This window comes from [Acidovorax] ebreus TPSY, assembly GCF_000022305.1.
Lineage (GTDB): Bacteria > Pseudomonadota > Gammaproteobacteria > Burkholderiales > Burkholderiaceae_C > Diaphorobacter > Diaphorobacter nitroreducens.
Map to the genome: position 1 here is coordinate 3,547,970 of NC_011992.1, position 24,929 is coordinate 3,572,898.

The 24,929-nt window shown below is 66.3% G+C and carries 23 protein-coding genes and 3 pseudogenes; 9 read left to right on the forward strand and 17 right to left on the reverse strand.

Going from position 1 to position 24,929, the window contains the following annotated elements; all coding sequences use genetic code 11:
* Nucleotides 1-14 precede the first annotated feature (14 nt).
* The 5 genes from DTPSY_RS16675 (at nucleotide 15) to DTPSY_RS16695 (ending at nucleotide 5,874) form a co-directional block, all read left to right on the forward strand.
* A complete protein-coding gene (locus DTPSY_RS16675; protein WP_015914550.1) occupies nucleotides 15-884 on the forward strand; it encodes an IclR family transcriptional regulator in 870 nt (289 codons plus the stop codon).
* Nucleotides 881-2,032 carry a thiolase family protein gene (locus tag DTPSY_RS16680; protein WP_015914551.1) on the forward strand — a complete coding sequence of 384 codons (1,152 nt, stop codon included), beginning with the start codon at nucleotides 881-883 and terminating at the stop codon, nucleotides 2,030-2,032. The genes DTPSY_RS16675 and DTPSY_RS16680 overlap by 4 nt, the downstream gene beginning before the upstream one ends.
* A gap of 5 nt (nucleotides 2,033-2,037) precedes the next feature.
* Nucleotides 2,038-2,415, forward strand: coding sequence for a Zn-ribbon domain-containing OB-fold protein (locus DTPSY_RS16685; RefSeq protein WP_015914552.1), 378 nt, complete (start codon nucleotides 2,038-2,040; stop codon nucleotides 2,413-2,415).
* A 181-nt stretch (nucleotides 2,416-2,596) separates the two neighbouring features.
* Nucleotides 2,597-3,583, forward strand: coding sequence for a tripartite tricarboxylate transporter substrate binding protein (locus DTPSY_RS16690; RefSeq protein ID WP_015914553.1), 987 nt, complete (start codon nucleotides 2,597-2,599; stop codon nucleotides 3,581-3,583).
* 203 nt (nucleotides 3,584-3,786) lie between these two features.
* Entirely contained in the window at nucleotides 3,787-5,874 is a 2,088-nt protein-coding gene (locus tag DTPSY_RS16695) for an acetate--CoA ligase family protein (protein ID WP_015914554.1), read from the forward strand.
* 204 nt (nucleotides 5,875-6,078) lie between these two features.
* Here DTPSY_RS16695 and DTPSY_RS16700 read toward each other — a convergent pair whose 3' ends face one another.
* The 9 genes and pseudogenes from DTPSY_RS16700 to DTPSY_RS18460 form a co-directional block, all read right to left on the reverse strand.
* Entirely contained in the window at nucleotides 6,079-6,696 is a 618-nt protein-coding gene (locus tag DTPSY_RS16700; protein ID WP_015914555.1) for a glutathione binding-like protein, read from the reverse strand.
* 4 nt (nucleotides 6,697-6,700) lie between these two features.
* A protein-coding gene (locus DTPSY_RS16705) for an IS3 family transposase (RefSeq protein ID WP_094766848.1) occupies nucleotides 6,701-7,848 on the reverse strand; the annotation gives its coding sequence in 2 pieces (ribosomal slippage) (nucleotides 6,701-7,587 and nucleotides 7,587-7,848; 1,149 coding nt in all).
* A 60-nt stretch (nucleotides 7,849-7,908) separates the two neighbouring features.
* A pseudogene (locus DTPSY_RS18260) lies at nucleotides 7,909-8,034 on the reverse strand (glutathione S-transferase); the annotation flags it as partial.
* A gap of 15 nt (nucleotides 8,035-8,049) precedes the next feature.
* The gene (locus tag DTPSY_RS16715) at nucleotides 8,050-8,811 is read right to left on the reverse strand and encodes a 3-oxoacyl-ACP reductase (protein WP_015914557.1); all 762 of its coding nucleotides are present in this window, start codon (nucleotides 8,809-8,811) and stop codon (nucleotides 8,050-8,052) included.
* Between the two features lie 18 nt (nucleotides 8,812-8,829).
* Entirely contained in the window at nucleotides 8,830-9,222 is a 393-nt protein-coding gene (locus DTPSY_RS16720) for a VOC family protein (protein ID WP_015914558.1), read from the reverse strand.
* Between the two features lie 227 nt (nucleotides 9,223-9,449).
* Nucleotides 9,450-10,646 (reverse strand): hypothetical protein, encoded by a 1,197-nt coding sequence (locus tag DTPSY_RS18450; protein ID WP_148215387.1) that lies wholly within the window; start codon nucleotides 10,644-10,646, stop codon nucleotides 9,450-9,452.
* 36 nt (nucleotides 10,647-10,682) lie between these two features.
* Nucleotides 10,683-11,306: a hypothetical protein gene (locus tag DTPSY_RS18455; RefSeq protein ID WP_148215388.1), complete on the reverse strand. Its 624-nt coding sequence runs from the start codon at nucleotides 11,304-11,306 to the stop codon at nucleotides 10,683-10,685.
* A 29-nt stretch (nucleotides 11,307-11,335) separates the two neighbouring features.
* Complete coding sequence (locus DTPSY_RS18265; RefSeq protein WP_350303890.1) at nucleotides 11,336-11,611, reverse strand: DUF1010 domain-containing protein; 276 nt, start codon at nucleotides 11,609-11,611, stop codon at nucleotides 11,336-11,338.
* A gap of 701 nt (nucleotides 11,612-12,312) precedes the next feature.
* Entirely contained in the window at nucleotides 12,313-12,642 is a 330-nt protein-coding gene (locus DTPSY_RS18460; protein WP_148215389.1) for a hypothetical protein, read from the reverse strand.
* Nucleotides 12,643-12,810: 168 nt separating this feature from the next.
* Between DTPSY_RS18460 and DTPSY_RS16725 the strand changes: the two genes are divergently transcribed.
* Nucleotides 12,811-14,037, forward strand: coding sequence for an IS256 family transposase (locus DTPSY_RS16725; protein WP_011805843.1), 1,227 nt, complete (start codon nucleotides 12,811-12,813; stop codon nucleotides 14,035-14,037).
* 138 nt (nucleotides 14,038-14,175) lie between these two features.
* Here DTPSY_RS16725 and DTPSY_RS18715 read toward each other — a convergent pair.
* The 3 genes and pseudogenes from DTPSY_RS18715 to DTPSY_RS16735 form a co-directional block, all read right to left on the reverse strand.
* A pseudogene (locus DTPSY_RS18715) lies at nucleotides 14,176-14,336 on the reverse strand (nuclease-related domain-containing protein); the annotation flags it as partial.
* 272 nt (nucleotides 14,337-14,608) lie between these two features.
* On the reverse strand, nucleotides 14,609-14,959 hold the full coding sequence (locus tag DTPSY_RS16730) for a DUF4124 domain-containing protein (protein ID WP_015914563.1): 351 nt from the start codon (nucleotides 14,957-14,959) through the stop codon (nucleotides 14,609-14,611).
* A 4-nt stretch (nucleotides 14,960-14,963) separates the two neighbouring features.
* Complete coding sequence (locus DTPSY_RS16735; protein ID WP_015914564.1) at nucleotides 14,964-17,909, reverse strand: DNA topoisomerase III; 2,946 nt, start codon at nucleotides 17,907-17,909, stop codon at nucleotides 14,964-14,966.
* A gap of 110 nt (nucleotides 17,910-18,019) precedes the next feature.
* Here DTPSY_RS16735 and DTPSY_RS16740 point away from each other — a divergent pair, with 110 nt between their 5' ends.
* From DTPSY_RS16740 to DTPSY_RS16750, 3 genes are read left to right on the forward strand one after another with little or no spacing between them, the layout of a single operon-like run.
* Entirely contained in the window at nucleotides 18,020-18,661 is a 642-nt protein-coding gene (locus DTPSY_RS16740) for an SET domain-containing protein (protein ID WP_015914565.1), read from the forward strand.
* Entirely contained in the window at nucleotides 18,658-19,515 is an 858-nt protein-coding gene (locus DTPSY_RS16745; protein ID WP_015914566.1) for a biotin--[acetyl-CoA-carboxylase] ligase, read from the forward strand. The genes DTPSY_RS16740 and DTPSY_RS16745 overlap by 4 nt, the downstream gene beginning before the upstream one ends.
* Nucleotides 19,516-19,574: 59 nt before the next feature.
* Nucleotides 19,575-20,306: an SPOR domain-containing protein gene (locus tag DTPSY_RS16750; RefSeq protein WP_015914567.1), complete on the forward strand. Its 732-nt coding sequence runs from the start codon at nucleotides 19,575-19,577 to the stop codon at nucleotides 20,304-20,306.
* A gap of 128 nt (nucleotides 20,307-20,434) precedes the next feature.
* Here DTPSY_RS16750 and DTPSY_RS16755 read toward each other — a convergent pair whose 3' ends face one another.
* The 5 genes and pseudogenes from DTPSY_RS16755 to DTPSY_RS16775 all read right to left on the reverse strand — a co-directional run bounded on the left by DTPSY_RS16755 (nucleotide 20,435) and on the right by DTPSY_RS16775 (nucleotide 24,881).
* Complete coding sequence (locus tag DTPSY_RS16755) at nucleotides 20,435-20,692, reverse strand: tripartite tricarboxylate transporter substrate-binding protein (protein WP_238526550.1); 258 nt, start codon at nucleotides 20,690-20,692, stop codon at nucleotides 20,435-20,437.
* Nucleotides 20,693-20,816: 124 nt separating this feature from the next.
* The gene (locus tag DTPSY_RS16760; RefSeq protein ID WP_015914568.1) at nucleotides 20,817-21,827 is read right to left on the reverse strand and encodes an IS5 family transposase; all 1,011 of its coding nucleotides are present in this window, start codon (nucleotides 21,825-21,827) and stop codon (nucleotides 20,817-20,819) included.
* A gap of 84 nt (nucleotides 21,828-21,911) precedes the next feature.
* Nucleotides 21,912-22,626: pseudogene (locus DTPSY_RS16765) on the reverse strand (tripartite tricarboxylate transporter substrate-binding protein); the annotation flags it as partial.
* A gap of 332 nt (nucleotides 22,627-22,958) precedes the next feature.
* The gene (locus DTPSY_RS16770; RefSeq protein ID WP_015914569.1) at nucleotides 22,959-23,897 is read right to left on the reverse strand and encodes an N-formylglutamate amidohydrolase; all 939 of its coding nucleotides are present in this window, start codon (nucleotides 23,895-23,897) and stop codon (nucleotides 22,959-22,961) included.
* A gap of 18 nt (nucleotides 23,898-23,915) precedes the next feature.
* A complete protein-coding gene (locus tag DTPSY_RS16775) occupies nucleotides 23,916-24,881 on the reverse strand; it encodes a Bug family tripartite tricarboxylate transporter substrate binding protein (RefSeq protein ID WP_011807079.1) in 966 nt (321 codons plus the stop codon).
* Between the last annotated feature and the right edge of the window lie 48 nt (nucleotides 24,882-24,929).

Genomic DNA, 24,929 nt, shown 5'->3' on the forward strand with positions numbered 1-24,929 from the left:
AAGAAACACACGCCATGCCCCCCACCCCCTCCAGCGCACGCCCCAAGGCCGTGGTGAACCACCTGCCCGGTGGCAGCACGTCCACCGTGGAGCGCGCCATGCGCGTGCTGCGGGTGATGTCCGAGGGCGGCAACGCGCGCCTGACCGACATTGCCGCCGCGGCCGAACTGGACAAGGCCACCACGCTGCGCCTGCTGGAGGTGATGGTGCGCGACGGCTTCGTCGCGCGCGATGCGCAGAGCAAGCAGTTCTCGCTGGGGCCCGAACTCATGGTGCTGGGCGCGGCCGCGCTGCGGCGCTTTGACCCGCGGCCGCTGGCGCGCCCCAGCCTGCTGCGGCTGGTGGGCCAGTTCGAGGACAGCGTGGTGCTGTCCATCCCCAGCGGCGTGGAGTCGCTGTGCATCGACGTGGAGGAAGGCACCTACCCCATCCGCGCCAACTACCTGCGCGTGGGCAGCCGCCGCCCGCTGGGCGCCGGGGCCGGCAGCCTGGCGCTGCTGGCCTGGATGCCCGAGGCCGAGCGCGAGGCGGCGCTGGAAATCCTCGCCAACCAGATGAGCCGCTACCCGCGCATCACGCCCGCGCTGCTGCGCGAGCGCATCGCCGACGCGCGCGAACGCGGCCACGTGGTGCTGCTGGACGTGGTGGTCGAGCGCATGGGCGGCATCGCCGTGCCCGTGCTCGACCCCGAGGGCCGCCCCGTGGCGGCCCTGAGCATTGCCGCGCTGAACGAGCGCATCCTCGCGCGGGAAGCCGCCATGGCCCACGCGCTGATGCGCGAATCCACCGTGTGCCAGGTGCGCTGGTCCGAGGCCGTGCGCACCAGCCGCCGCCTGGCCGGCGCAGCCTCCCCCTCAAGAACCCTCCCGGAGACCCCGCGATGACCCCACCCTCCCCCGCCTACCTGCGCGGCGCGGGCAGCACACCCTTTGGCCGCCACGAAGGGCGCGGCGCGCTCGACCTGATGGCCGGCGCCGCGCACCAGGCACTGGCCAGCGCCGGCCTGGCGCGCGCCGACATCGACGGCGTGCTGTGCGGCTATGCCACCACGCTGCCGCACCTGATGCTGTCCACGCTGTTCTGCGAGCGCTTCGCACTGGCGCCGCACTACGCACACAGCATGCAGCTGGGCGGGGCCACGGGCGCGGCCATGCTGATGGCCGCGCGTGAGCTGGTGCGCTCGGGCCGCTGCCGCAACGTGCTGGTGGTGGCGGGGGAGAACCGCCTCACGGGCCAGTCGCGCGACAGCTCCATCCAGACCCTGGCCCAGGTGGGCGACGCCGACTACGAGGTGCCCAACGGCGCCAGCGTGCCCGCGTACTACGCGCTGATGGCCTCGGAATACATGCACCGCACGGGCGTCACCAGCGCCGACCTGGCCGAGTTCGCCGTGCTCATGCGCGCCAACGCCGCGCGCCACCCCGACGCGCACCTGCGCACGCCCATCACCCATGCCGAGGTGCTGGCCGCCAAGCCCATCGCCGCGCCGCTGTCGCTGCTGGACTGCTGCCCCATTTCCGACGGCGCCATGGCGTTCGTCGTCTCGGCCGAGCCCGGCCCGCACGCCCCGGTGCGCCTGGCGGGCGCGGGCCAGGCACACCGCCACCAGCACCTCACCGCCATGGCCGACGTGATGCGGTGCGGCGCATCCGATGCCGCCGCCCAAGCCTTTGCCGAGGCCGGCCTGAGCCCTGCGGACATCGACTACCTGGGCATCTACGACTCGTTCACGATCACGCTGGTGATGCTGCTCGAAGAGATCGGCTTCGCGCCGCGCGCCGGCGCGGCCGCACGGGCCCGCGCGGGCGACTTCGCGCCCACGGGCGCGCTGCCGCTGAACACGCACGGCGGCCTGCTGTCGTTCGGCCACTGCGGCGTGGCCGGCGGCATGGCCCACACCGTGGAGGCCTGGCGGCAGATGACGGGCCAGGCGGGCGAGCGGCAGATCCGTGCGCCGCAACGCGCCTTCATCCATGCCGACGGGGGCGTGATGTCGTCCCACGTGAGCCTCATTCTTTCAACGGAGGGCTGACCGCCATGACCTCGCTGGCAACCCCTTTCAACGACGGCCTGCGCGCGGGCGTGGTGCGCTTTCAAAGCTGCGCCGCCTGCGGCCATGCCCAGACCCTGGCGCGCTACGCGTGCCAACGCTGCGGCCACGAGGGGCTGGACTGGCGCGCCGCCGCCGGCACCGCCACCGCGCGCGCCACCACGGTGGTGGCGCGCGCGCCCTCGGAGGACTTCCGCGCGCTGGCGCCCTACACGCTGGTGATCGTGCAGCTCGACGAGGGCCCGCGCCTCATGGGCCACGCGGCCGCGGGCGTGCAGATCGGCGAGCGCGTGCGCGCCGAATTCTTCGAGCACCTGGGCCGGCCGCTGCTGCGCTTCGTGCCAGATGAAGCAACACCCCCCTGAGACGCTTCGCGTCCTCCCCCCGCTCTCGCATTGCTGCGCAACGCGGGCAGGGGGACGCAGCCCTCGCTGCGGGGCGGCGCGGCCGGCCCAGGCCCTTGCTCGGCTGCCCTGGTTTCGGTTGCGCCAGTTGCATCGGCCGCGCTTTTCATCCATCGACTGAAAGATCACAAGGAGACAAACCATGCCATTCACCTCTTTACACCGCCGCCGCTTCACGGGCCTGGCCTGCGCCGCGCTGTGCGCCGCCGCCACGCCCTTTGCCTGGGCCAGCGACTACCCGAACAAGCCCGTGAAGCTGGTCGTGCCCTACCCACCCGGCGGCCCCACCGACATCGTGGCGCGCGTGGTGGCGCAAAAGCTCCAGGAGCAGATGGGCCAGCCCTTCGTGATCGACAACCGCCCCGGCGCGGGTGCCAACATCGGCGCCGAAGCCGTGGCCCGCAGCCCCGCGGACGGCTACACGCTGGTGGTGGCCACCACGGCGCACGCCATCAACCCCTCGCTGTTCAGCAAGCTCAACTACTCCATCACCAAGGACTTCGCGCCCGTCTCGCAGCTCACCAGCGGGCCGCTGGTCATCGTGACCCACCCCGCCACGCCCGCCAACAACGTGAAGGAGCTGATCGCGCTGGCCAAGTCCAAGCAGGGCGGGCTCAACTACGCGTCGTCCGGCAACGGGCAGTCCACGCACCTGTCGGCCGAGCTGTTCAGCGCGTCGGCCGGCGTGAAGATGGCCCATGTGCCGTACAAGGGCAGCGCGCCCGCACTCACCGACGTGATGGGCGGCCAAGCGGACCTGATGTTCGACACCATGCTCTCGTCCATGCCGCACGTGAAGGCCGGCAAGTTGAAAGCCCTGGCCGTCACCAGCAGCCAGCGCTCGCCCAGCGCGCCGGACATCCCCACGGTGGCCGAGTCCGGCCTGCCCGGCTACGAGGCCATCGCCTGGAACGGCGTGCTGGCGCCCGCGGGCACGCCCAAGGAAGTGGTGGACCGCCTGAACGCCGAGCTGAAGAAGGCGCTGGACAACCCCGAGGTGAAACAGCGCTTTGAGGCCCAGGGCTTTGCCGCCGCTTGGAACACGCCCACCGCCTACGCCGGCTTCCTGCAGGCCGAGGTGGACAAGTGGGGCAAGGTGGTCAAGGCCTCCGGCGCAAAGATTGACTGAGGCCCGCTGAATGGCCGCGCCGCGCGCCACACGCTCGCCCCGCTGGGCGCTGCGGTGGCGGCGCGGCCGGCTTCAGGCCCCGGGCGGGTTGCCGCCGAGCTGGCGTGTGCTGGCTGCCTGCGCCGCGCTTATGTACCTGCCATTGCATTCCACGCCCCTGCCAGCAGCGGGGCGACTGAACGCCCAACGTCTCGCGACCCATCATGTCTGACCTTCTTACCTCCGCACTCAACCCCCGCTCGGTCGCCATCGTTGGCGCCTCCGAGAACATCCACAAGATCGGCGGCCGGCCCATCCACTACATGCAGCGCCACGGCTACCGGGGCACCATCTATCCCATCAACCCGGCGCGCGAGGAAGTGCAGGGCCACAAGAGCTACGCCGGCCTGGCCGCGCTGCCCGAGGTGCCCGACCTGGCGCTGATCGCCGTGGGCGGCGACAAGACCGTCGCCGCGGTGGAGGAATGCGCCGCGCGCGGCGTGAAGTCCGCCGTGGTGATCGCCTCGGGCTTTGGCGAGACGGGCCCCGCCGGGCGCGAGCTGCAGGACCACATGGTGGCCACCGCGCGCGCCGCCGGCATGCGCCTGTACGGCCCCAACACGCAGGGCCTGGCCAACTTCGGCACGGGCGCCATCGCGGGCTTTTCCACCATGTTCATCGAGGTGCCGCCCATGGACGGCCCCGTGGGCATCGTGAGCCAGAGCGGCGGCATGAGCGCCATGGCCTACGGCCTGCTGCGCGGGCGCGGCCTGGGCGTGCGCCATGTGCATGCCACGGGCAACGAGGCCGACGTGACCGCGTCCGAGATGGCCTGGGCCGTGGCGCACGACCCCGACGTGCAACTGCTGCTGCTGTACCTGGAGAACATCGCCCACCCCGAGATGCTGGCCGCCACCGCCGCCTATGCACGCGAGCGCGACCTGCCCATCGTCGCGGTGAAGGCCGGGCGGTCGGCCAGCGGGCAGAAGGCCGCGTCGTCCCACACGGGCGCGCTGGCCAACGAGGACCGCACGGTGGACGCCTTCTTCAAACACCACGGCATCTGGCGCGTGCGCGACCCGCATGAGCAGGCACGCGCCGCGCACGCCTACCTGAAGGGCTGGCGCCCCGAGGGGCGGCGTCTGGTGGTGATCAGCAACTCCGGCGCCAGCTGCGTGATGGGCGCCGACGCCGCCGAAGACATGGGCCTGTCCCTGGCGGAGCTGAGCCCCGCCACGCAAGCCGAAGTGGCCTCCAAGCTGCCGGGCTTTGCCACCGCCAGCAACCCCATCGACGTCACCGCCGCGCTGCTGTCCAACAGCGGCCTGTTCGGCGACGTGCTGCCCGCCGTGGCGCAGGACCCGGCGGCGGACCTGTTCTTCCTGAACATTCCCGTGGCCGGCGCGGGCTACGACGTGGACCGGTTCGCCCGCGACGCCGCGACCTTCGAGGCCGCGACGGGCAAACCCGTGGCCGTGGCCGCGTGGCAGGAGAGCGTGGCCGCGCCCTTTCGCGCGCACGGCATCGCCACCTTCCCCAACGAGGGCGAGGCCATCGCGGTGCTGGCCCAGGTGGCCGGCCACACGGAACGGATGCGCCAGCCGCGCGCCACGTGGCCCGCATTGCCCCACGTGCAGGTGCCTGCCGGCGCGCAGGGCTTTCTGAACGAGGTGGACAGCCTGGGCCTGCTGGCGCGCCACGGCGTGCCCACGGTGCCCATGCACCTGTGCCGCACCGCCGACGAGGCGCGCGCAGCGTTTGACGCCATCGGCGCGCCCGCGGTCGTGAAGGCCTGCTCGGCCGAGGTGCCGCACAAGTCCGAGCACGGGCTGGTGGCCCTCAACGTGCAGACGCGCGAGCAAGCGGCCGAGCTGTTCGAGCGCTTCTGGGCCAAGATGGACGCCATGGGCGTGCAGCGCGACGGGGTGATCGTGGCGGCCACGCGCAAGGGCCAGCACGAGTTCATGGTGGGCGCGCGCATGGACCCGATCTTTGGCCCCGTGGTGGTGGTGGGCGACGGCGGCAAGTACGTGGAAGCGCTCAAGGACTGCGCCGTGCTGCTGCCCCCGTTCTCCGAGGCCGACGTGCAGGCCGCGCTGCGCACGCTGCGCATCGCCCCGCTGCTGGATGGCGTGCGCGGCGAGCCGCCGCTGGACGTGGCCGCCCTGTCGCGCATCGCCGTGGCCGTAGGCCAGGTGATCGCGGGTGCCGGCGGCGCCATTGCATCGCTGGACCTGAACCCGGTGATGGTGGGCGCCGCAGGCCAGGGCGCCGTGGTGGTGGATGCGCTGGTGGAAGTATCAAAAGCATAGCTGCTCGCGCTTGCTACATAAGCGCTAGAGCCGTTTTTGACCATGAACCGGCGCGCTGGCCGGGGTGCGGCGCACGCCCACCTCTGGTGCGTGCGCTTGTGCTGCGCCGGGCCGGATGCGTGAGGGCTCACCGCGTCACGCGAGCGCCCTGGGTGGGGTGAGCCTCGGGCGGGTCAGCCCCGCGCCGGGATGCCCCGCGCCGGGTTAGCCCCGTGCCGGGATGCCCCGCGCCGGAATCTCCAGCCCCCGCTGCACGGCGGGGCGTGCCACGAAGGCCGCCAGCACGCGCTGCACCTGCGGGAAGGCGTCAAAGCCCACCAAATCGCCCGCGCCGTAGAAGCCCACCAGGTTGCGCACCCAGGGGAACACGGCGATGTCGGCGATGGTGTAGTCGCTGCCCATGATCCAGTCGCGGCCCGTCAGGCGCTGCTCCAGCACGCCCAGCAGGCGCTTGGATTCGGCCACGTAGCGGTCGCGCGGGCGCTTGTCCTCGTAGTCCTTGCCCGCGAACTTGTGGAAGAACCCGAGCTGCCCAAACATCGGCCCCACCCCGCCCATCTGCCACATCAGCCACTGCAGCGTCTCGTAGCGCGCGGCGGCGTCCTGCGGCAGAAAGCGCCCGGTCTTCTCGGCCAGGTAGACCAGGATGGCGCCGGACTCGAACAGCGCCAGCGGTTGGCCGCCGGGGCCGTTGGGGTCGAGGATGGCGGGGATCTTGTTGTTGGGGTTGAGCGCGAGGAACTCGGGCGAGAGCTGGTCGTTGGTCTCGAAGCTCACCAGGTGCGGCTCGTACGGCTGGGCTGCTGCCGGAATTCTGGACACCGACCTAAGCTCCTTGAGCTTGTTCGAACTGTACTGGGCTGACGTAGCCGATCGTCGAGTGCCGCCGAGTCGGGTTGTAGAACCGCTCGATGTAGTCGAACACATCAGCCCGCGCCTCCTCTCGGGTTCTGTAGACCTTGCGCGCGATGCGTTCGGTCTTCATTGAGCTGAAGAAGCTTTCCATCGCCGAGTTGTCCCAGACCTCGCCAGCACGGCTCATGCTGCACGTGATCCCTTGTTCCTTGAGCAACTGCTGGAAGTGCCCGCTGGTGTATTGGCTGCCCTGGTCCGAGTGGTGCATTCGCGCTGCGGGTTTGCCGCGCCGCCAGACCGCCATCATCAAGGCATCGGCCACCAACTGCGAGGTCATGCTGGCCTGCATGGACCAACCCACCGCCCTGCGCGAGTACAGGTCCAACACCACCGCCACGTACAACCACCCCTCGGCGGTCCAGATGTAGGTGAAGTCGGCCACCCACTTCTGGTTCGGAGCGTCTGCCTTGAATTGACGCTCCAGCAGGTTGTCGGCGATCTCGCTGCGCTGGCCTTCGTCCTTGGGCAGACCACGCCGTCTCGGTCTGGCACGCAGCGCCTGCTGCTGCATGAGCTTCTCGACCAGGTGCAGGCCACAGTTCAAGCCGCTGGCGAGCACGTCGCGCCAGACCCGGCGTGCGCCATAGGTCCTGTCGCTGTTCACGAAGCTTTGCTTGACCTGCTTGGCCAGCGCCTCGTTGGTCAGGCTGCGCTGGCTTGGCGGTCGATCCAGCCAGTCATAGAAGCCACTTCGCGAGACACCGAGCGCGTCGCACATCACCACCACCGGCCAGATTCCTCGGTGTTTCGCCATGAACTCGAACCTCACAGTGAGTCCTTGGCGAAGTAGGCCGCGGCTTTTTTCAAGATGTCGCGCTCCATCTTGAGCTTGGCCACTTCACGCCGCAGCCGCTCGACCTCGGCTTGCTCGTGCTTCATCACGCCCTTGCCAGGAAAGGCTTGTTGCGGGTCTGCCGCCAGTTCCCTGATCCATGACCTCAGCACCGTCTGGTGCAACTCCAAGTCGCGTGCGGCCTGCGCCACCGAGACCCCGCGCTCCTTGACCAGCTTGACCGCCTCGACCTTGAACTCTCGGCTGAATTGCCGTCTCGTTCCCATAAACCACCTCCGGTTCCATCTTCCACCTTAACAAGGTGTCCGAAAAACCGGCAGCAGCCCAGGCAGCCCCGTCTCTTCCAGCAGGATCGACACCTTCACGCCATTGGGCGTGGGCAGCGAATACAGCTGCAGCCGGTCGGGGTGCGCGGCGGGCCATTTGGCCGTGATGGGGTGGGTCCATGCCATGGGCAGCTCCTTTTTTCAATCCTTGACGAGGCCGCAGTCCACCACCAGGTTCTGCCCCGTCACGGCGCGGCCCCAGGGCGAGAGGAAGAACAGCACCGCGTCGGCAAACTCGGCCGGCGTGGTCACGCGGCGCAGCGGGGTCATGCTGGCGATCAGGTCGAACACCGCCTCGGGCGTGGCGCTGCTGGCGTCGGTGGTACGCAGCAGCCCGCCCGACACCATGTTCACCGTGACGCCATCCGGCCCCAGGTCGTGCGCCGCCGTGCGCGTGAGCGACAACAGCGCGGCCTTGGCCGCCGTGTAGTCGTGGTACGGCACCACCGGGTTCTGGAACAGGTTGGTGCCCACGTTCACGACGCGCCCGAAACCCTGCGCGCGCATGGCGGGCAGCGCGGCCTGCATGGTGTTGAGCGCGCCCTTGACCGCGCCCTCGATCTGCTGGCTGAAGCGCTCCCAGGTGATCTCGCCCAGCTTGGGGCGCGCGTCGCCGTCGAACGAGAACTGCGCCAGCGCGTTGTTCACCACGGCGCTGATGGGGGCGCCCGTGCGCTCGCGCGCAGTGGCAAACAGGCGCTGCACGGCGGCAGCGTCAGTCACGTCGGCCTGCAGCGCGATGGCGCGCGGACCCAGCTCGTCGGCCAGCGCCTGGGCGGCGGCATCGCTGCGGTGGTAGTTGATGACCACGCCCGCGCCCTCGCGCGCCACGGCGCGCGTGATGGCCTGGCCCAGGCCCCGGGCGCCGCCCGTGACCAGCACCCATTGTTCAGACAGTTGCATACGTGAACGCTCCGGGGGTCAGGCGGCCTTGGGCGGGCGGTGCAGCACGCACAGCTTGTTGCCGGCCGGGTCGCGCAGATAGGCCAGGTACAGCCGCCCGCCCGGCGCATGCTCGCGCCAGCCCGGCGGGTCTTCACACGTCACGCCGCCGCTGGCCACGCCTGCTGCATGCGCCGCATCCACCTGCTCGGTCGACTCGGCCGCAAAGCCCGTCGTGGCGCCGTTACCAAAGCAGGCCGGCTCGCCGTTGATGGGCGCGGAGATGGCAAAGGTGTTGCCCGCGTGGCGCCAGAAGGTGCGGCCCTTGGGGTCAGTGAAGCCAGGCTTGCAACCCAGGGCGCCCAGAAAGGCGTCGTAGAACTGCTTGGATTGGTCGGGGTTGCTGGCTCCCAGCATGACGTGGCTGAACATGGGGGGTGGGTCTCCTTGGTGAAATGCTTGGTGGGCACCTGGAGGACAGGCGCGCGGCACATGCGCCGCGGGCACAGATAGTAGCGGGCGAAGCGCTGGGCTGCAGGAAAGCTACAAGGAGGTATCAACGAGCAGTCCCTACTTGCAGCCGATGATCGTGGGACGAGTCGTATGCCTAACGATAAAGGTAAGCGGCCCGCTTTTTGCGGGTCCGCTTGACCGCCCAGTTAGGCACTATCCGGTGGTGTGTTTGATGAGTCTTCAAGCAGAAGTGGGGCATTTGAGCCCACCTGCAAAGATGATTCCGAGGCCTTTAAACCGATTTCCCTGATCTTTCTTAGCTCGGAAATCCTGACTCTCGCTGCGGCATTCGCTTCAATAACTCCTTGATCAGGCTGCTCGCCTTCCTTGACCTCCGGGTCTTTGGGTTCATCAGGGACGCCCACATTTATTTCTACTTGGGCACCTTGATTTAGACGCTTAGCCAGGAAATGCAAGCCTTGCCTTAGTTGTGTTTCGACCTCATTTTTTCTGCCTTGATCCTCGATTTTGCTGAATTGACCAGTAATATCTGTGGCAATTTGCCGAAGTTCGGAAGAAACTTTCTTTTCAACTTCTTCTGAAATGAGTTTGAGGATGTTTTCAGGCATGCTTTTTTCGCTAAGCTGCCTCTGAAGGCTTTTAATCTCCAAGTTGCTCTTAAATAGCAAAACTATGCGCTCGATTGCTACCGCCCATAATGCAACTTGATCAATCGGTACTTCGAGGAATATTTGCCACCAGCTGGATGATATCGTTGCTACACGCGGGTCATAGCTCTGTTCGCCTGTAAGCTCATTGATGGCCCTGGCGAGAAACGATATTTTATCGAACTCCTTTGTCAGCTCTGGCAGTGTTTCTCCAACAATCTCCCTTGGCAGTAGAAGCCCGACCTCGGCCTTGTTATCCTCGACGACGGTGTACTCTGCAGACAAGCCTCTTAGCGATTTGTCCAACTGAATTAAATACTCAATCTTGGTTTGGTATTTCTTTGCCTGCTTGCGCAAAGCCTCAGCCAACGCGGCGCTATCAAAGCTGTTGGCAGAAACAATCTTATTAATTTCTTGTCTTGGCGTAGGTGGAAAGAGAGTTGTCAAACCTAACTCATCAATTACCTGATGAGCATATGGCTGCAGCAATTCTTCCGCTACGTTTTCTGAGCTTGTGAAGAATGCTGATAAGTTATTCTTGAACTCAGCAATGTGCGACTCAGATCGATTTTGATTGTATTGATCCAGTGCTGCTGCTGCATTAAGTTTATTTATCAGATCTTCTTCACTGAAATGGCGCTCCAGATGATCAACGACGGCGTGAAATCGACCTAAATGCATATTTTCCTTGGTGACACTTGTGCTGCCTAACGTTTGACATGAGAGGCGGCGCAAGGGCGCAGCCCTTGTGACGTCCTCTCGATGGAAGGGTTAGCGGTGATGTTCGAGTACATGAGGCTTGAGCACAGCCTCAATCTTTGAAATTGCTTGTTCGAAATTTTCGTTGTACTCATCTTTGGTTTTCATGCCCCGCCTAAAAAGGACGGCTCTTTGTTTCTTTCTCTCTTCTGAGTCGAGGGCTTGGCGACCTCGTCTTGGATCTCGATCCTCGAGGTGATCTTGTATCGCCCAATTTAGCTCCGCAACGGCTTCATTCAGAGGCGTGAACTCAGCAAGTTTCCCGCGGCCCCATACTGCTTCTACTTCAAAGAGAAATACGTCAAGCTTCGACTTCGCGGCCACAACTGGTGCCCAACGCTTCTCATACATCTGGGCGTAGGCATACCACTCCTTTTGCCGCGCATCCATGCTTTCGAGTTTCTCTGCGGGGAGGTCTGGCTCTGCGGAGTAGGATGCGAATGGATTGCGTGCTACTCCAATGGCGCCACGCAACTCATATAGACATGTGAGTACGTTCTTAGCAAGTGCGTATTCAGTATTTCCCTTGAGTTGCCTCCGCCAAGTGCTAAGCCCCTTCAGGCCCACATACGCTGCGACGAGCGCAGTGATAGTGAGTAGAACGTCTTTGGCTGCTGACGCAATGGCTGGAAGCATGCTCCAAATGTCTGTCATATGCGAGACCGCTAACGGCCAAGGTAAGCCGCCCGCCGTAGGCGGGTCGGCTTGAACGCCGGGTTAGACCCGAAGGCCAAAAGGGAGCGCCCTAACTTGGACAAGGGCGCAGCCCACGAAAAAGATCTGGCCCACGAAAGCGGCGCAACGCTACAAAAATGATAGCTGGCAGCGCTCGCTGTGCAAGCGCTGGAGGCCAAAAAGGCTTGAGTACCTCTGGCACTGTGCCAAGCGCAGGAACAAGTGGCTGCGCGCATGTAGCGGGTGATGGGACTAACGTGTGCCATGAGCGGCTGCCGAAGGCAGTCCGCTCGATGGAAGGGTTAGGAGGCTTTCTTCGCTGACCTCCGGCAAATTGGCTACGAGCCCCATTAGTTTCTCCACAAGCGAGTGAGCCTCGGCATTTATCTGGGCTAGCTCTCGTGACGTAAGAACCGCGTGGTCGCGTCGCTCCGTCTTCGGCGAGGGAACGCCTCCGCGAAAACCAGTGCCGAAGAGTTCCTCGTCATGACTTCGTACCCAGCAAAAGTGAGCAATCTTGTTACGCATGCCTCGGATTACGGTCACCTGCGAATTAAGTTGGAGGATCTCAAGCAAAATTTGCTCCGATACGAGGCGATGTCGATACCGTATACGGTGAATTTCCACGGCCTCTTTAATAGCTTCTTGCAACCGGACAGCGGAGATGGAGTCTGTGTATGTGCGAGAGAGGAACTCAGGCGTGGCTAGTAAACGACTCAGCAAGACGCCAAGTAGGAATTCGACGTTTGCCCACTCGACAACTGCCTTTCCTAGTCCGGCGTATTGAGCCTCGGTGAGCTCCGAATACTGGGATGTGTGGTTGAGCGGCACCAGGCCTCCTAACGCTCGCGGTAAGCCGCGCCGGACCACGAAGTGCGGAGGGCACCCGCAAGCGGAGCTTGTGGGCGTCGGCTTGACCAACTGGTTAGGCTGCTAGCAGATGCGAAGCTCTGGCCGAACACTGACCTTAGAAGCATTGCTGAACTCCTGTGATTTCTGCTTGTATGCCACCGAGGATAAGCACAACCAGGGCAATTAGAAAAATGGCAGTGGATGCTAGAGCCCGCTTGGCTGTGCCTTTGAACGGTGCAAGGATAGGTAACGCAGCAAAACAGAATAGCGTTAGGAGCATCGATCCTGTAGACAGACCTTCGTAGTGAAGCGCTTGCTGCGGATCGCCTAATGTTCCGCCTTTTAGGTCGCCGGCACATCCCGCTTGGTATGCAAAGTACAGGCTCGCCGCCGAAGCAAAAATACCTACACCCAATAAACTAATGGCCCAACCGCGATTGCTCATTTGAAGAGGCCTAACTAAGATTAGACAATCGTACGAACGCAGTCAAAGGCGTGCAAACACATGTGCGGCGCATACAGCACCGCATATTTCTGAGCGTTGGAGGGTGTGCAGAATTTTGTGTAAACGGACAATCCACCGCCGGCGTAAGCCGGCCTGTCCGTAAGCACAATGAACACCAAGAAACACGACGTACCCGAAGAACTGCTGTCTGGCCTGCTGGCCAACTACAAGAAGCCCGAAGACCTCATCGGCGAGAACGGTCTGCTCAAGCAACTTACCAAGCTGCTGGTCGAGCGAGCCCTGGACGCTGAGCTGACTGAGCACCTGGGCCATGAACGCAACGAGGCGGTGGCCAACCCCGCTGGCAACACCCGCAACGGCAAGAGCAAGAAGACCCTCAAGGGCGAGTTCGGCGAATTGCCCATCGAAGTGCCACGCGACCGCCATGGCAGCTTCGAGCCTCAGCTCATCCCCAAGCACCAGACCCGCTGGGCCGGCTTCGACGACAAAATCATCTCGCTGTACGCCCGTGGCATGACGGTGCGCGAGATACAGGCCCACCTCGAAGAGATGTACGGCACCGAGGTCTCACCCAGCCTGATTTCCTCGGTGACAGATGCCGTGGCCGACGAGGTCAAGGCCTGGCAGGCCCGACCGCTGGAGCCGATTTATCCCATCGTCTATCTGGACTGCATCCATGTGAAGGTGCGCGAGGGCGCGGTGCGGGTCAAGGCGGTGTACCTGGCCATCGGCATCACCATGACGGGCGACAAGGAGGTGCTGGGCCTGTGGCTGGCCCAGACCGAGGGCGCCAAGTTCTGGCTGCAGGTGGTCACCGAGTTGCGCAACCGGGGCGTGCAGGACATCTTCATCGCCTGCGTCGATGGGCTCAAGGGCTTCCCTGACGCCATCGAGGCAGTCTTCCCCAAGGCGGTGGTGCAACTGTGCATCGTTCACATGGTGCGTCACAGCCTGAACTACGTCTCATGGAAGCGCCGCAAGGAAGTGGCGGCCGACCTGCGCCGTATCTACACGGCCGCCACCGCCGAGGAGGCCGAACTGATGCTCGCAGAGTTCGAGGCCCGATGGGATGCCGAGTACCTGCCCATCGGCCAGTCCTGGCGCAGGAACTGGAGCCGCTTGACCCCGTTCTTTGACTACCCGCCGGAAATCCGCAAGGTCATCTACACCACCAATGCCATCGAGTCGGTGAACATGAGCCTGAGGAAGCTGACCAAGAACCGGGGCTCGTTCCCCAGCGACGAGGCGCTGACCAAGCTGTTCTACCTGGCGCTGCGCAACATCAGCCAGAAGTGGACCATGCCCATCCGGGATTGGAAGGCCGCGCTGACCCGCTTTACCATTCAGTTCGGAGACCGCATCTCCGTCAATTGAAGTCCGACCCGTTTACACAAAAATTCGGACACGCCCGAGCGTTGTGGAAATTTAGACCGCCTAAAATTTAGTCGATGCACACGCACTGCACTCCTCCCTTTTATTCCGTGATGCTGAAACGTGGAATTAAGCGCGAGGCACTACCACGCATTCGGTGAAGGTCTGCTTGGGGCCAATGGGCACGTCCCGCCACAGCAGGTATCGCCTTCGATTTTCTGTTCCAGCCGCTCGGCCAGCCTGCGTTCACCCGACTGCATGCGCCCGGCGCATGAGCCAAGTGCGGGTATCAACGTCGCCATTCCTCCCCCGCCCATCCCATTTGTTTCGGATTGAAACCTTATAGGCGGCGAAGCTGATTCCAAACTGACGAAAACCCCAAGCCTGCGGCATCCGGCTGCATGGGGGCACGGTGCGCGGCTTAAGACGAAAACAGCCCCTAGCGCTTATGCAGTAAGCGCTAATAGCTATTTAATCAGGAGCAACTTGAATTCAGGGCGTCAAATGCCCGACAGACGCGGCGCCGCACCCAACGCAGGGGAGCACCACACCCCGGCGGCGCGGCAAAGCCCGCTCAGCGCGCCGGCAGGGACGTGACCGCCCCGTCCACCGTCTGCTCGCGGCTGCCCCGTGGGCACGGTTGGTCGGTGTAGATCACGCGGCCGTCGGGTTGCTGGCATTTGCGCGGCTGCGCCAGTGGCGCCGACGCGGCACCAGCCGCGCCCTGTGCGGCGGGCGCGACCCGGCCGGCCTTGTCGCGCGGCAGGGTGTCGGGGCCGGGGCGGGTGATCTTGCGCCACATCTGCGCGGCCCAGGGGGCGGCGTGGGGCGTCCACTGGTCGGCCGTCCACCACGCGGCGGCGGCGCCGGCAATGACGGCGGCGGCCAGGCCGCCCCAGAAGATGCGCTCGCCGCGGCTCAGCATGGCGTCAGGCCAGGTGCTGGCCCAGGATGCCGGCCAGCTCGAACATGCCGATGCGGTCCTTGCCGAAGACGGCGCGCAGCTTGTCGTCGGCGACGATGGTGCGCTTGTCCTGCGGGTCCTGCAGGTTGTGGGCCTTGATGTAGTCCCACATCTTCTTGACGGCCTCGGGGCGCGCCACGGGCTCAGTGCCAATCACGGCGGCCAGTTGGGCGCTGGGCGCCTTGCCGGCGGCGGTGCTGGCCTTGCGCGGGGTCTTGGCGGCCGTGGTTTTGGCGGCGGCCTTCTTGGCGGCGGCCTTGGTGGCGGGTTTAGAGGCTTTTACGGCTCCAGCGCCCGTCCCACGTGCGCTGGCAGCTCCTGTTTTTGCAGCAGCCGTCTTGCGCGGCGGGTATTTGGATTCGCGCTGCTCGAACTCGAAGTTGACCTTGCCCGCCTCCTTGTCCCAGGCCAGGAAGGCCTTGAACGCGCGGCGCGTGCGCATGCTGACGAACTTGTCCAGCAGGTCGGTCTTGCCGGTGGCCAGCAGCTTTTGCATCTGCGCGCGCTCCACGGGCTGCTGCAGGATGACCTTGCCGCTCTTGAAGGTGCACGACGGCGTGGGCTGCTGGGCGGTGGGCACGGATTTGCTGCACACGTAGTTGCTGCCGTGTTCATACACGGGGGCGCCGCAGCTGGGGCAGGCACCTAAGCTTTCCTGGCCGGCAAAGTCCACGATCTCGCCCGACTCCTCGGCGTTCTTGTCGTCGCCAAAGTCGAATTCGAGTTTGTAGTTGCCCGCCTCTTCGTCGCGGGCGATGGTGACCTCTGCCACGAAGGGCCAGCCGGCCTTGGAGCGGAAGCCCTCCAGCGGGCCGATGCGGCGGTCGCGCAATAGCTGCTCGGCCTCGGCGGTTTCAAACGTGCGGCCCGCGGGCGACTTGGTGAACGAGAAGCCGCAGCCCTCGCCCGCGCCGTTCGCGCCCGTGCAGGCGTAGCGGCGGTAGTTCTCCTTCACCACGCCGCCGCAGTTGGGGCACGGCGTGGACAGGGTGGCGTAGTCGCCGGGAATGGTGTCGCGGTCGTATTCCTTGGCCTTCTTGACCAGCTTCTCGGTCATGGCCTGGATCTGCTGCATGAAGGCTTCGCGGCTCAGCTGGCCCTTTTCCATTTGCGCGAGCTTGAATTCCCACTCGCCCGTCAGGTCGGCGCGGCACAGCTCCTGCACATCCAGGCCGCGCAGCAGCGTCATGAGCTGGAAGGCCTTGGCCGTGGGGATCAGCTCGCGGCCTTCGCGCAGCATGTATTTTTCGGTCAGCAGGCCTTCGATGATGGCCGCGCGCGTGGCCGGCGTGCCCAGGCCTTTCTCCTGCATGGCTTCGCGCAGCTCGTCGTCGTCGATCTGCTTGCCGGCGCTTTCCATGGCGCCCAGCAGCGTGGCTTCGGAGTAGCGCGCGGGCGGCTTGGTCTTCAGGCCCTTGGCCTCGGCGAACTCGGTGTGGGTCATCTCGCCGGGCTTGACGGGCACCAGCGGCTGGCCCTTGTCGCCGGCCTTGCCGTCTTCGACCTCGTTGGCGGCTTCCTTGCCGTAGATGGCCAGCCAGCCGGGCTTGATCAGCACCTTGCCCTCGGTCTTGAACGAGTGGCCCACCACCTGGCTGATGCGCGTGGTGACCTGGTATTCGGCACTGGGGAAGAACACCGCCATGAAGCGGCGCACCACCAGGTCGTAGAGCTTTTGCTCGGCCTCGGACAGGCCGCTGGGGGCCTGCGTGGTGGGGATGATGGCAAAGTGGTCGCTCACCTTGCTGTTGTCGAAGATACGCTTGGACGGGCGCACGTAGCCGTCGTCCAGCGCCTGCTGCGCGAACGGCGCCAGGTGGCGCATGCCGCTGCCGGCCAGCATGCCGAAGGTCTGCCTGGCCACGGGCAGGTAGTCCTCGGGCAGCGCGCGCGAGTCGGTACGCGGGTAGGTCAGCGCCTTGTGGCGTTCGTACAGGCTTTGCGCCAGGGCCAGCGTGGTCTTGGCGGAGAAGCCGAACTTGCCATTGGCCTCACGCTGCAGGCTGGTCAGGTCGAACAGCAGCGGCGATGCCTGGGTGGTGGGCTTGCTTTCCTCGGTGACGGTGGCGGCCTTGCCGCGCACGGCGTCGGCGATGTCCTTGGCCTGGTGGTGCGACCAGACGCGGTCGGCGCGGGCCTCGGGGTCGTCGCTCTTCTTCCACTTGGGGTCGAACCACTTGCCCAGGTATTCGCCGGCTTCGGCATGAAAGCCCGCGTGGATTTCCCAGTAGTCGCGGCTGACGAACTTGCGGATTTTTTCCTCGCGCTCCACCACCAGCGACAGCGTGGGCGTCTGCACGCGGCCCACGGTGGTCAAAAAGAACCCACCGTCGCGCGAGTTGAAGGCCGTCATGGCGCGCGTGCCGTTGATGCCCACCAGCCAGTCGGCCTCGGAGCGGCTGCGCGCGGCGCTGGCCAGGCCCTGCATCTGCTGGTCGCTGCGCAGGTTCTCGAAGCCGTCGCGGATGGCCTGGGGCGTCATGCTCTGCAGCCACAGGCGACGGACGGGTTTGGCCAACGTCCCCTTGGCGCCGCCGGCGTACTGCTCGATCAGGCGGAAGATCAACTCCCCCTCGCGGCCCGCGTCACAGGCGTTGACCAGTTCGGTCACGTCCTTGCGCTTGGCCTGCTTGACCACCGCGTTCAGGCGGCTCTTGGTCTTGTCCACGGGCTTCAGGTCGAAATACGGCGGGATCACCGGCAGGTGGGCAAAGCTCCACTTGCCGCGCTTGACGTCGAATTCCTCGGGCGCCTGGATCTCCACCAGGTGGCCCACGGCGCTGGTGACCACGTAGCGCTCATTCTCGAAATGGTCCTCGTGCTTCTCGAACTTGCCGGCAACCGGCGTGAGGGCGCGCACGATGTCCTGCGCCACCGAGGGCTTTTCTGCAATTACCAGTGTTTTGGTCATTTTGTGGGTCTCTTACGCCATACCGCGCCCTGCTGGCGCTTCTACAATCCGCCTCACACGCGCGCACGCGCACGCATGTGTGCACACATTCAAAGTAACAGAGTTTCCCCATGCCCCGCACCGCTTCCACCGCCGCCCCCACGCCCGCCGCCGGTCGGCGCATCCAGACCCGGCGCTCGGGCGTGCATGGCAAGGGCGTGTTCGCCGTGCAGGACATTGCCGAGGGCGAGGTCCTCGTCGAGTACACGGGCGAGGTCATCAGCTGGCAGGAAGCCCAGGACCGCCACCCGCACGACCCCGCGCAGCCCAACCACACCTTCTACTTCCACGTGGATGAAGACCGCGTGATCGACGCAAAGTTCGGCGGCAATTCCTCGCGCTGGATCAACCACAGCTGCGACCCCAACTGCTTTGCCGACGAGCAGGGCGGCCGCATCTTCATCACCGCGCTGCGCAACATCCGCGCGGGCGAGGAACTGAACTACGACTACGGCCTGATCATCGAAGAGCGCTACACGCCCAAGCTGAAGGCCGAATACCCCTGCTGGTGCGGCAGCAAGAATTGCCGCGGCACCCTGCTGGCGCCCAAGCGCGGCTGGGCGCCGCCGGGCCTGGCGCCCCAACCGCCGACCGAAAAAGCCAGGAAGGCCCCAAAGACCCGCAAGGCCCAGGAAGCCAAAGGCAGCGGCAAAGCCGCCAAGCCCGCCAAATCCGCGAAACCCCGCCAGGGCCGCAGGAGCGCCCAGCGGTGAGCCCCGCCGCCACCCCCGTGCGCTGGCCGGCTGAGGCCCTGTGGGAGGCGATTGCGCCGCTGCTGCCCGGCTTCACCGTAGAGGTCTTGCCCAGCATCGACTCCACCAACAGCGAGCTCATGCGCCGCGCGCGCGACGGCCGGCTGGAGCCCACGCTGCTGGTGACGGAGGAGCAGACCGCCGGCCGCGGCCGCCTGGGGCGCGACTGGCACAGCGCCGCCACCTACCGCGACACCGGCGTGGTGCCCGCGCTCACGTTTTCGCTGGGCCTGCCGCTGGCGCCGCACGACTGGTCGGGCCTGTCGCTGGCCGTGGGCGTGAGCGTGGCGCAGGCGCTGCAGCCCGCCCTGCCCCCCGAAGGCAGCGGGCACCCGCGCGTCCTGCTCAAGTGGCCCAACGACCTGTGGCTCCAGGATGGGCGCAAGCTCGGCGGCATTCTGGTGGAGACGGCCACCGTGACCGCGCCCGGCGCGGCCGTGCCGCCGCTGGTGGCGGGCCAGAGCCGCTACGTGGTGGTGGGCATCGGGCTGAACGTGTTGCCCGTGCTGGCCGACGGGCTGCGCACGCCCCCCGCGTGCCTGCGCGAGGTGGACACCACGCTCACCGCGGCCAGCGCGCTGCAGCGCATCGCGCCGCCGCTGGTGCATGCGCTGCTGGGTTTTGCCGAGCATGGCTTTGCCCCGTTCCAGGCGCGCTTTGCACAGCGCGATCTGCTGGCCGGGCGCGCCGTCACGCTGAGCGACGGCACGCAGGGCACGGCCCACGGCGTGACCGAGGACGGCACGCTGCTGGTGCACACCGCGCGCGGCATGCAGCCCGTCACCAGCGCCGAGATCAGCGTGCGCCCGCAATGACCGCCACGCCGCGTTCCCCGCGCTTTTTGCGCGCCCCCCGCACCCTGAAGGACTGAGCCATGCTGCGCCTTGCCGTCGTGCTTCTGCTGCTGGCCAACGCCGGCTACTACGCCTGGTCGCAGGGGCTGCTGCGCGGCTGGGGCCTGGCCCCGGTGGATGAGTCCGAGCCGCAGCGCATGGAGCAGCAGATCGCCCCGCAGAACCTGCGCCTGCTGCCCCAGGGCAGCAAGGGGGCCGCGTCGTCCGCGGCACCGGCGGGCCCGGCGTCTTCCGCGCCGGCCTCCACACCCGCCGCCAGCGGGGCGGCGGCGTCCCCCGCAACCGCCGCCGCGCCCGCGGAGCCCCCGGCCTGCCTGCAGGCGGGCGTGTTCGACGCGCGCCAGGCCGACGCGCTGCGCCAGGCGGCGGCCGTCTTGCCCGAGGGCAGCTGGACCCTGGAGCCCACGCCGATCACGGGCCGCTGGATGGTGTACATGGGGCGCTTTCCCGACGAAGAGGCGGTGGCCAAGAAGCGCGCCGAGCTGCGCGCGCTCAAGATCCCCTACGACCGGCCCGGCGCGGCACTGGAGCCGGGGCTGTCGCTGGGACGCTTTTCCACCGAGGAGGCCGCGCAGCGCGGCATGGCCCTGCTGGCCAACCAGGGCGTGCGCACCGCGCGCGTGGTGCAGGAGCGCGCCGACGCGCCCGGCTTCATGCTGCGCCTGCCGGCCGTGAACGACGCGCTGCGCACCCGCCTGGACACCACGCTGCAGCCGGCGCTGGCGGGCAAGACGCTGCGCCCCTGCGCCTGATCCCTGGCACGCCGCCAGCGCGGTTTGCCGGCCGCGGTGGCCTGCGCGGCATGGCGCGCGGCAGCCTTGATGGATGGCGGCCTTCGCACCGGCAGCGCCGCTGCCGGCCCGCCGTCAGCCGTCAGCCGTCAGCCCGCGTCCAAGCTGATCTGCGCAAAGCGGCTCACGCGCCGCATCTTGTCCACTTCCTTCTGGATCTGGGCCCCGAATTCCGCGGGCAGCGAACCCGAGGGGAACAGCCCGTGGTCGGCCAGCGCCTTGCGCACGGCGGGCTCCTCCAGCGCCTGTGCGACGGCATTGCGGCGCGCGCGGACCACGACGGCGGGCGTGCCGGCGGGTGCCACCAGACCGAACCACGACGGATCGTTGTTGGTGAACAGGCTCAAGACCATTGCATAACCGCTCGGATGGAGGCGTGATGCTGGTCTACGGCGCCATCTTGGATGTTTTCGAGCGTTTGTTGCCCCGGATTTCTGTGCTTGGGGGCGTTTCAGCGCCCCGTTTCGCCTTTCAGGGCGCACCTGCCCCAGCAAGCTCCATCGCTTTGAGCTTGCGATGGGCCTTCAGCAGATTCATCCCCAATGCCGCCCAGCACATCTGCGCCTGTACCTTCGCTGTGCCGAAGTAGCGCGCCCTGCCCAAGTGGAACCTGCGCTTCATCGTGCCGAAGGCCTGCTCAACCTTGAAGCGGATGGAGCCGATCTGCTTGTTGAATTGCTTGAGTAGCGCATGCACCGGCTTGCCCGCGCTGCCCTTGTGCTGGATCAGATCACCGATGCCACGCTCGGCGAGCCACTGCCGGTTGGCCTTGCTCGCATAACCCTTGTCGGCCAGCACGGCCTCTATCCCAGGCGAGAGTGCCTCGACGATCTCAGGCAACTTGTTGATCTCGGCTTCGTTGGCTGGGTGCACCTGCACATGCTCGACGTAGCCGTCTTCGCTGTCGACTGCCGTGTGGCCCCGGTAGCCGAAGAAGGCGTGTTTGCCTTTCTTGACCCAGCGCGCTTCACTGTCGGCGCTGTCAACGAGTCTGGCTTGCTCGCCTTCACCTTCGACGTGCTGCCTCGGGCGTGCAGCGCTGGGGATGATGGTGGCATCAATGATGGCCCCGCGCGCGCCTTGCACCTTCAGGCCTCGTTGCTCCAACTGGCTGTTGATGAGCGCCAGCAGTTTCTGCTCGAGTTCGGCCTTGACCAGGCGGTTGCGGAAGCGGCAAATGGTGCTGGCATCGGGCAACTCACCGGCCGAGGGTTCGAAACCAGTGAAGACCATGAAGTCCAGGCGCACGCGCAGGGCCTGCTCCAGTTGGGTATCGGACAGACCGTGCCACTGACCCAGCAGCATGAGCTTGAACATGCCCAGCGACGAATAAGGCTGGGGACCACCGGCGCCGCTGATCTCGCGCTGGTACAGGCCCGTCAACTGCCCAGCAATGGCGCTCCAGTCAAGCAACTCGTGCAGCTTCATGCTCGGGCTGAACTCGACCAGCGGGCGCGCGCCCATCAGAAAGAAGCTGTCCATCGGTCATCACCTCCTGGGGCGATTGGAGCGCATCGGCCAAGGACGCGCATCAGGAGTGCTACCAGTTATGCAGCGGTCTTGGCTCAGCTCAGCATAGGTAGGCACCTTGGGCAGCACGGCCAGGCGCTGATTCCACGACACGGCCAGCGCGCGCAGCTTGCCCGCCTGGATATGAGGCAGCGACGACGCCACCTGGTCGCAGTACACCTGCACCTTGCCCTCCAGCAGGTCGGCCACGGCGGGCGCCGCGCCGCGGAAGGGCACGTGCTTCATGGACGTGCCAGTGGTGCTTTGCAGCAACTCGGCCCACATGTGGCCGATGGTGCCCGCACCGGGCGTGGCATAGGTGATCTTGCCCGGCTGGCTCTTGAGCAGCTTGATGAACTGCTCGAAGTTTTGCGCCGGCACGCTGGGGTGCACCACCAGCACGCCCGGAGCCTTGACGATCTCGGTCACCGCCGCAAAGTCCTTGATCGCGTCGTAGGGCAGCTTCTTGTACACGGCGGGGTTCACGCCATGCGTGGAGAGCGTGGCCACGCCCAGCGTCATCCCGTCGGCCGCGGCCTTGGCCACCGCCTGCATGCCGGTGGCGCCGCCCGCGCCGGGCAGGTTGTCCACCTTCACGGGCATGCCGAGGATGCGCGACAGCGGCGCGGCCAGCACACGCGCGGTGATGTCGGTGGCGCCGCCCTGCGGGAAGGGGACCACCAGCCGCAGGGTGCTGCTGGAGGCCTGGGCGCTCGCCAGCGCCGGGGATGGTGCCAGCGGCCGCCAGTGTCAGGATGTCTCTACGCTGCATGCAATGCTCCCTCAAGGTTGGTCTTTGGTAACAAACCATTCTGGTAACCCCGCGGGCCGCTGACCAATGAGCATTGCGATACATCTCATTCCAATGCGGAATGCACTGCCGGCGCACACCGCGGCGGCGCCCGGTGGCCGCAAGGAAGAAATCCCGCATTCACCCTTGCCTGGTAAGCGCTAGCAGCTATGTTTTTTATCGCTAGTGGCCTGCACAAGCGCGCGGAATGACAAAGGCCCGTCCATGGGAACGGGTCTTGCGTTGGGAAACTCGGTACAGCCGACCGCGGCCCTTCGCTGCCGAGGCCGCCGCCTGAATGCCGCCGCCAGCGGTCAGCCGCGCGGGTCGGTCGCCAGCAGAGACTCCACCAGCGCGCGCAGGTCGGCGCGCAGCCGGTCGAACCCTGCCGGCAGGATGTCCAGCGTCTGCTCATCCATGTAGAGCTTGCGGTTGATCTCCACCTGGATGCTGTGGCGGTGCTGCGCGGGGTTGCCGTAGCGGCGCACCAGTTCCACACCCTTGTAGGGATGGTTGTAGTCCACGCTGTAGCCGCGCTCGCGCAGGAACGCGCAGATCTGCTGCGACAGCGCCGGGCTGGCGGTGGCCCCGTCGCGGTCGCCCACGACGAAGTCGGCATGGTGCAGGCCCGGGTAGAGCGTGGCGTGGCTGGCGGCCACGGCGGGCATGGAGTGGCAGTTGAGGTGGATGCTGTAGCCATGGCGCGCGTGGGCGGCGTCGATCTCGGCCGCCACCGCCGCGTGGTAGGGCCGCCAGCAGCGATCGATGCGTGCACGCACCTCCTCCACGCCCAGCGGACGGTCGTAGATGGGCTCGCCCTCGTCGGTGAACTTCCAGATCAGCCCCTTGCCCAGGCGCACCTTCTGCAGCACCACGGGGTCGGTGGTGACCGGGTCGGGCCAGGGCGCGTCCAGCAGGGTGGCGTCCAGTTCGGTGGTGTCGCGGTTGGCGTCCAGGTAGATGCGCGGGAAGTGCGCCTCCACCCAGCCCACGCCCAGCCCGGGCGCGAAGGCGTAGAGCTTTTCGACGTGGGTGTCCTCCGCACGGCGCAGCACGGGCAGGTCCAGCGCAGCGCGGAAGTCGGCGGGGTAGACGGTGCCGCTGTGCGGCGAATCCAGCACCAGGGGCGTGCGCCCCGCGATGCGGGAGACCATGCGTGCGGGTGACGCAGCGGGCGGCGCCGCAGGGGCGCCGGCTGCGCCGGGCTCGGCCTGCAGGTACTGGCTGTGGATCAGTTTCAGCACTGCTTGCATAGGCACACTCCGTGGAAATCAATCCAGTTTGATCTTGGCATAGGCTGCCACCTGTTTCATCTTGTCAATTTCACGCGCGATCTGCGCGGAGAACTCGGCGGGCGTGGTGCCCGACGCATACAGCCCCTGGGCCGCGAGGCGATCGCGCACCGCCGGCTCCTTGAGGGCCTGGGCCACGGCCTGCTGCACGCGCTGCACCTGGGCCGCGGGGGTGGATTTGGGCGCCACCAGGCCGAACCACGACGCATCGTTGGCCTGCTTGTAGCCCAGCTCGGCATAGGTGGGCACGTCGGGCAGCACGGCCAGGCGTTCGTGCCAGGACACGGCCAAGGCCTTGAGCTTGCCGGCCTTCACGTGCGGCAGCGACGAGGCCACCTGGTCGAAGTACACCGGCACCTGGCCGCCCAGCACGTCGTTGGTGGCCGGACCCGCACCGCGGTAGGGGATGTGCACCATGCTGGTGCCCGTGGCGCTCTTGAACAGCTCGCCCCACATGTGGCCGATGGTGCCGTTGCCCGGCGTCGCGTATTCCACCTTGCCGGGATGGGCCTTCAGGTGCTTCACGAGGTCGGCGAAGTCCTTGACGGGCAGCACCTTGGGGTTGACCACGATGATGCCGGGCGCCTTGACGATCTCGGTCACGCCGACGAAGTCCTTGATGGGGTCGTAGGGCAGCTTGCCCAGCACGGCCGGGTTCACGCCGTGGGTAGACAGCGTGGCCACACCGAAGGTCAGCCCGTCGGTGGCGCGTGCCACCTCGGCCATGCCGATGGAGCCGCCCGCACCGGCCTTGTTCTCGATCACCACCGGCTGGCCCAGCAGGCGCTGCAGGGGTTCCTGCAGCGAGCGGCCGGCAATGTCGGTGGCGCCGCCCGGCGGGAAGGGCACGACGATGCGCAGCGGACGGCTGTTGTCCTGGGCGAAGGTCATTCCAGAAACTACAGAGGTAACCGCCAGCGCGGCAATCAGTTTGCGACGTTGCATGGACTCACTCCTTTGATAGTGCAAGAAAGATAAACGAAGGGGTGCGGA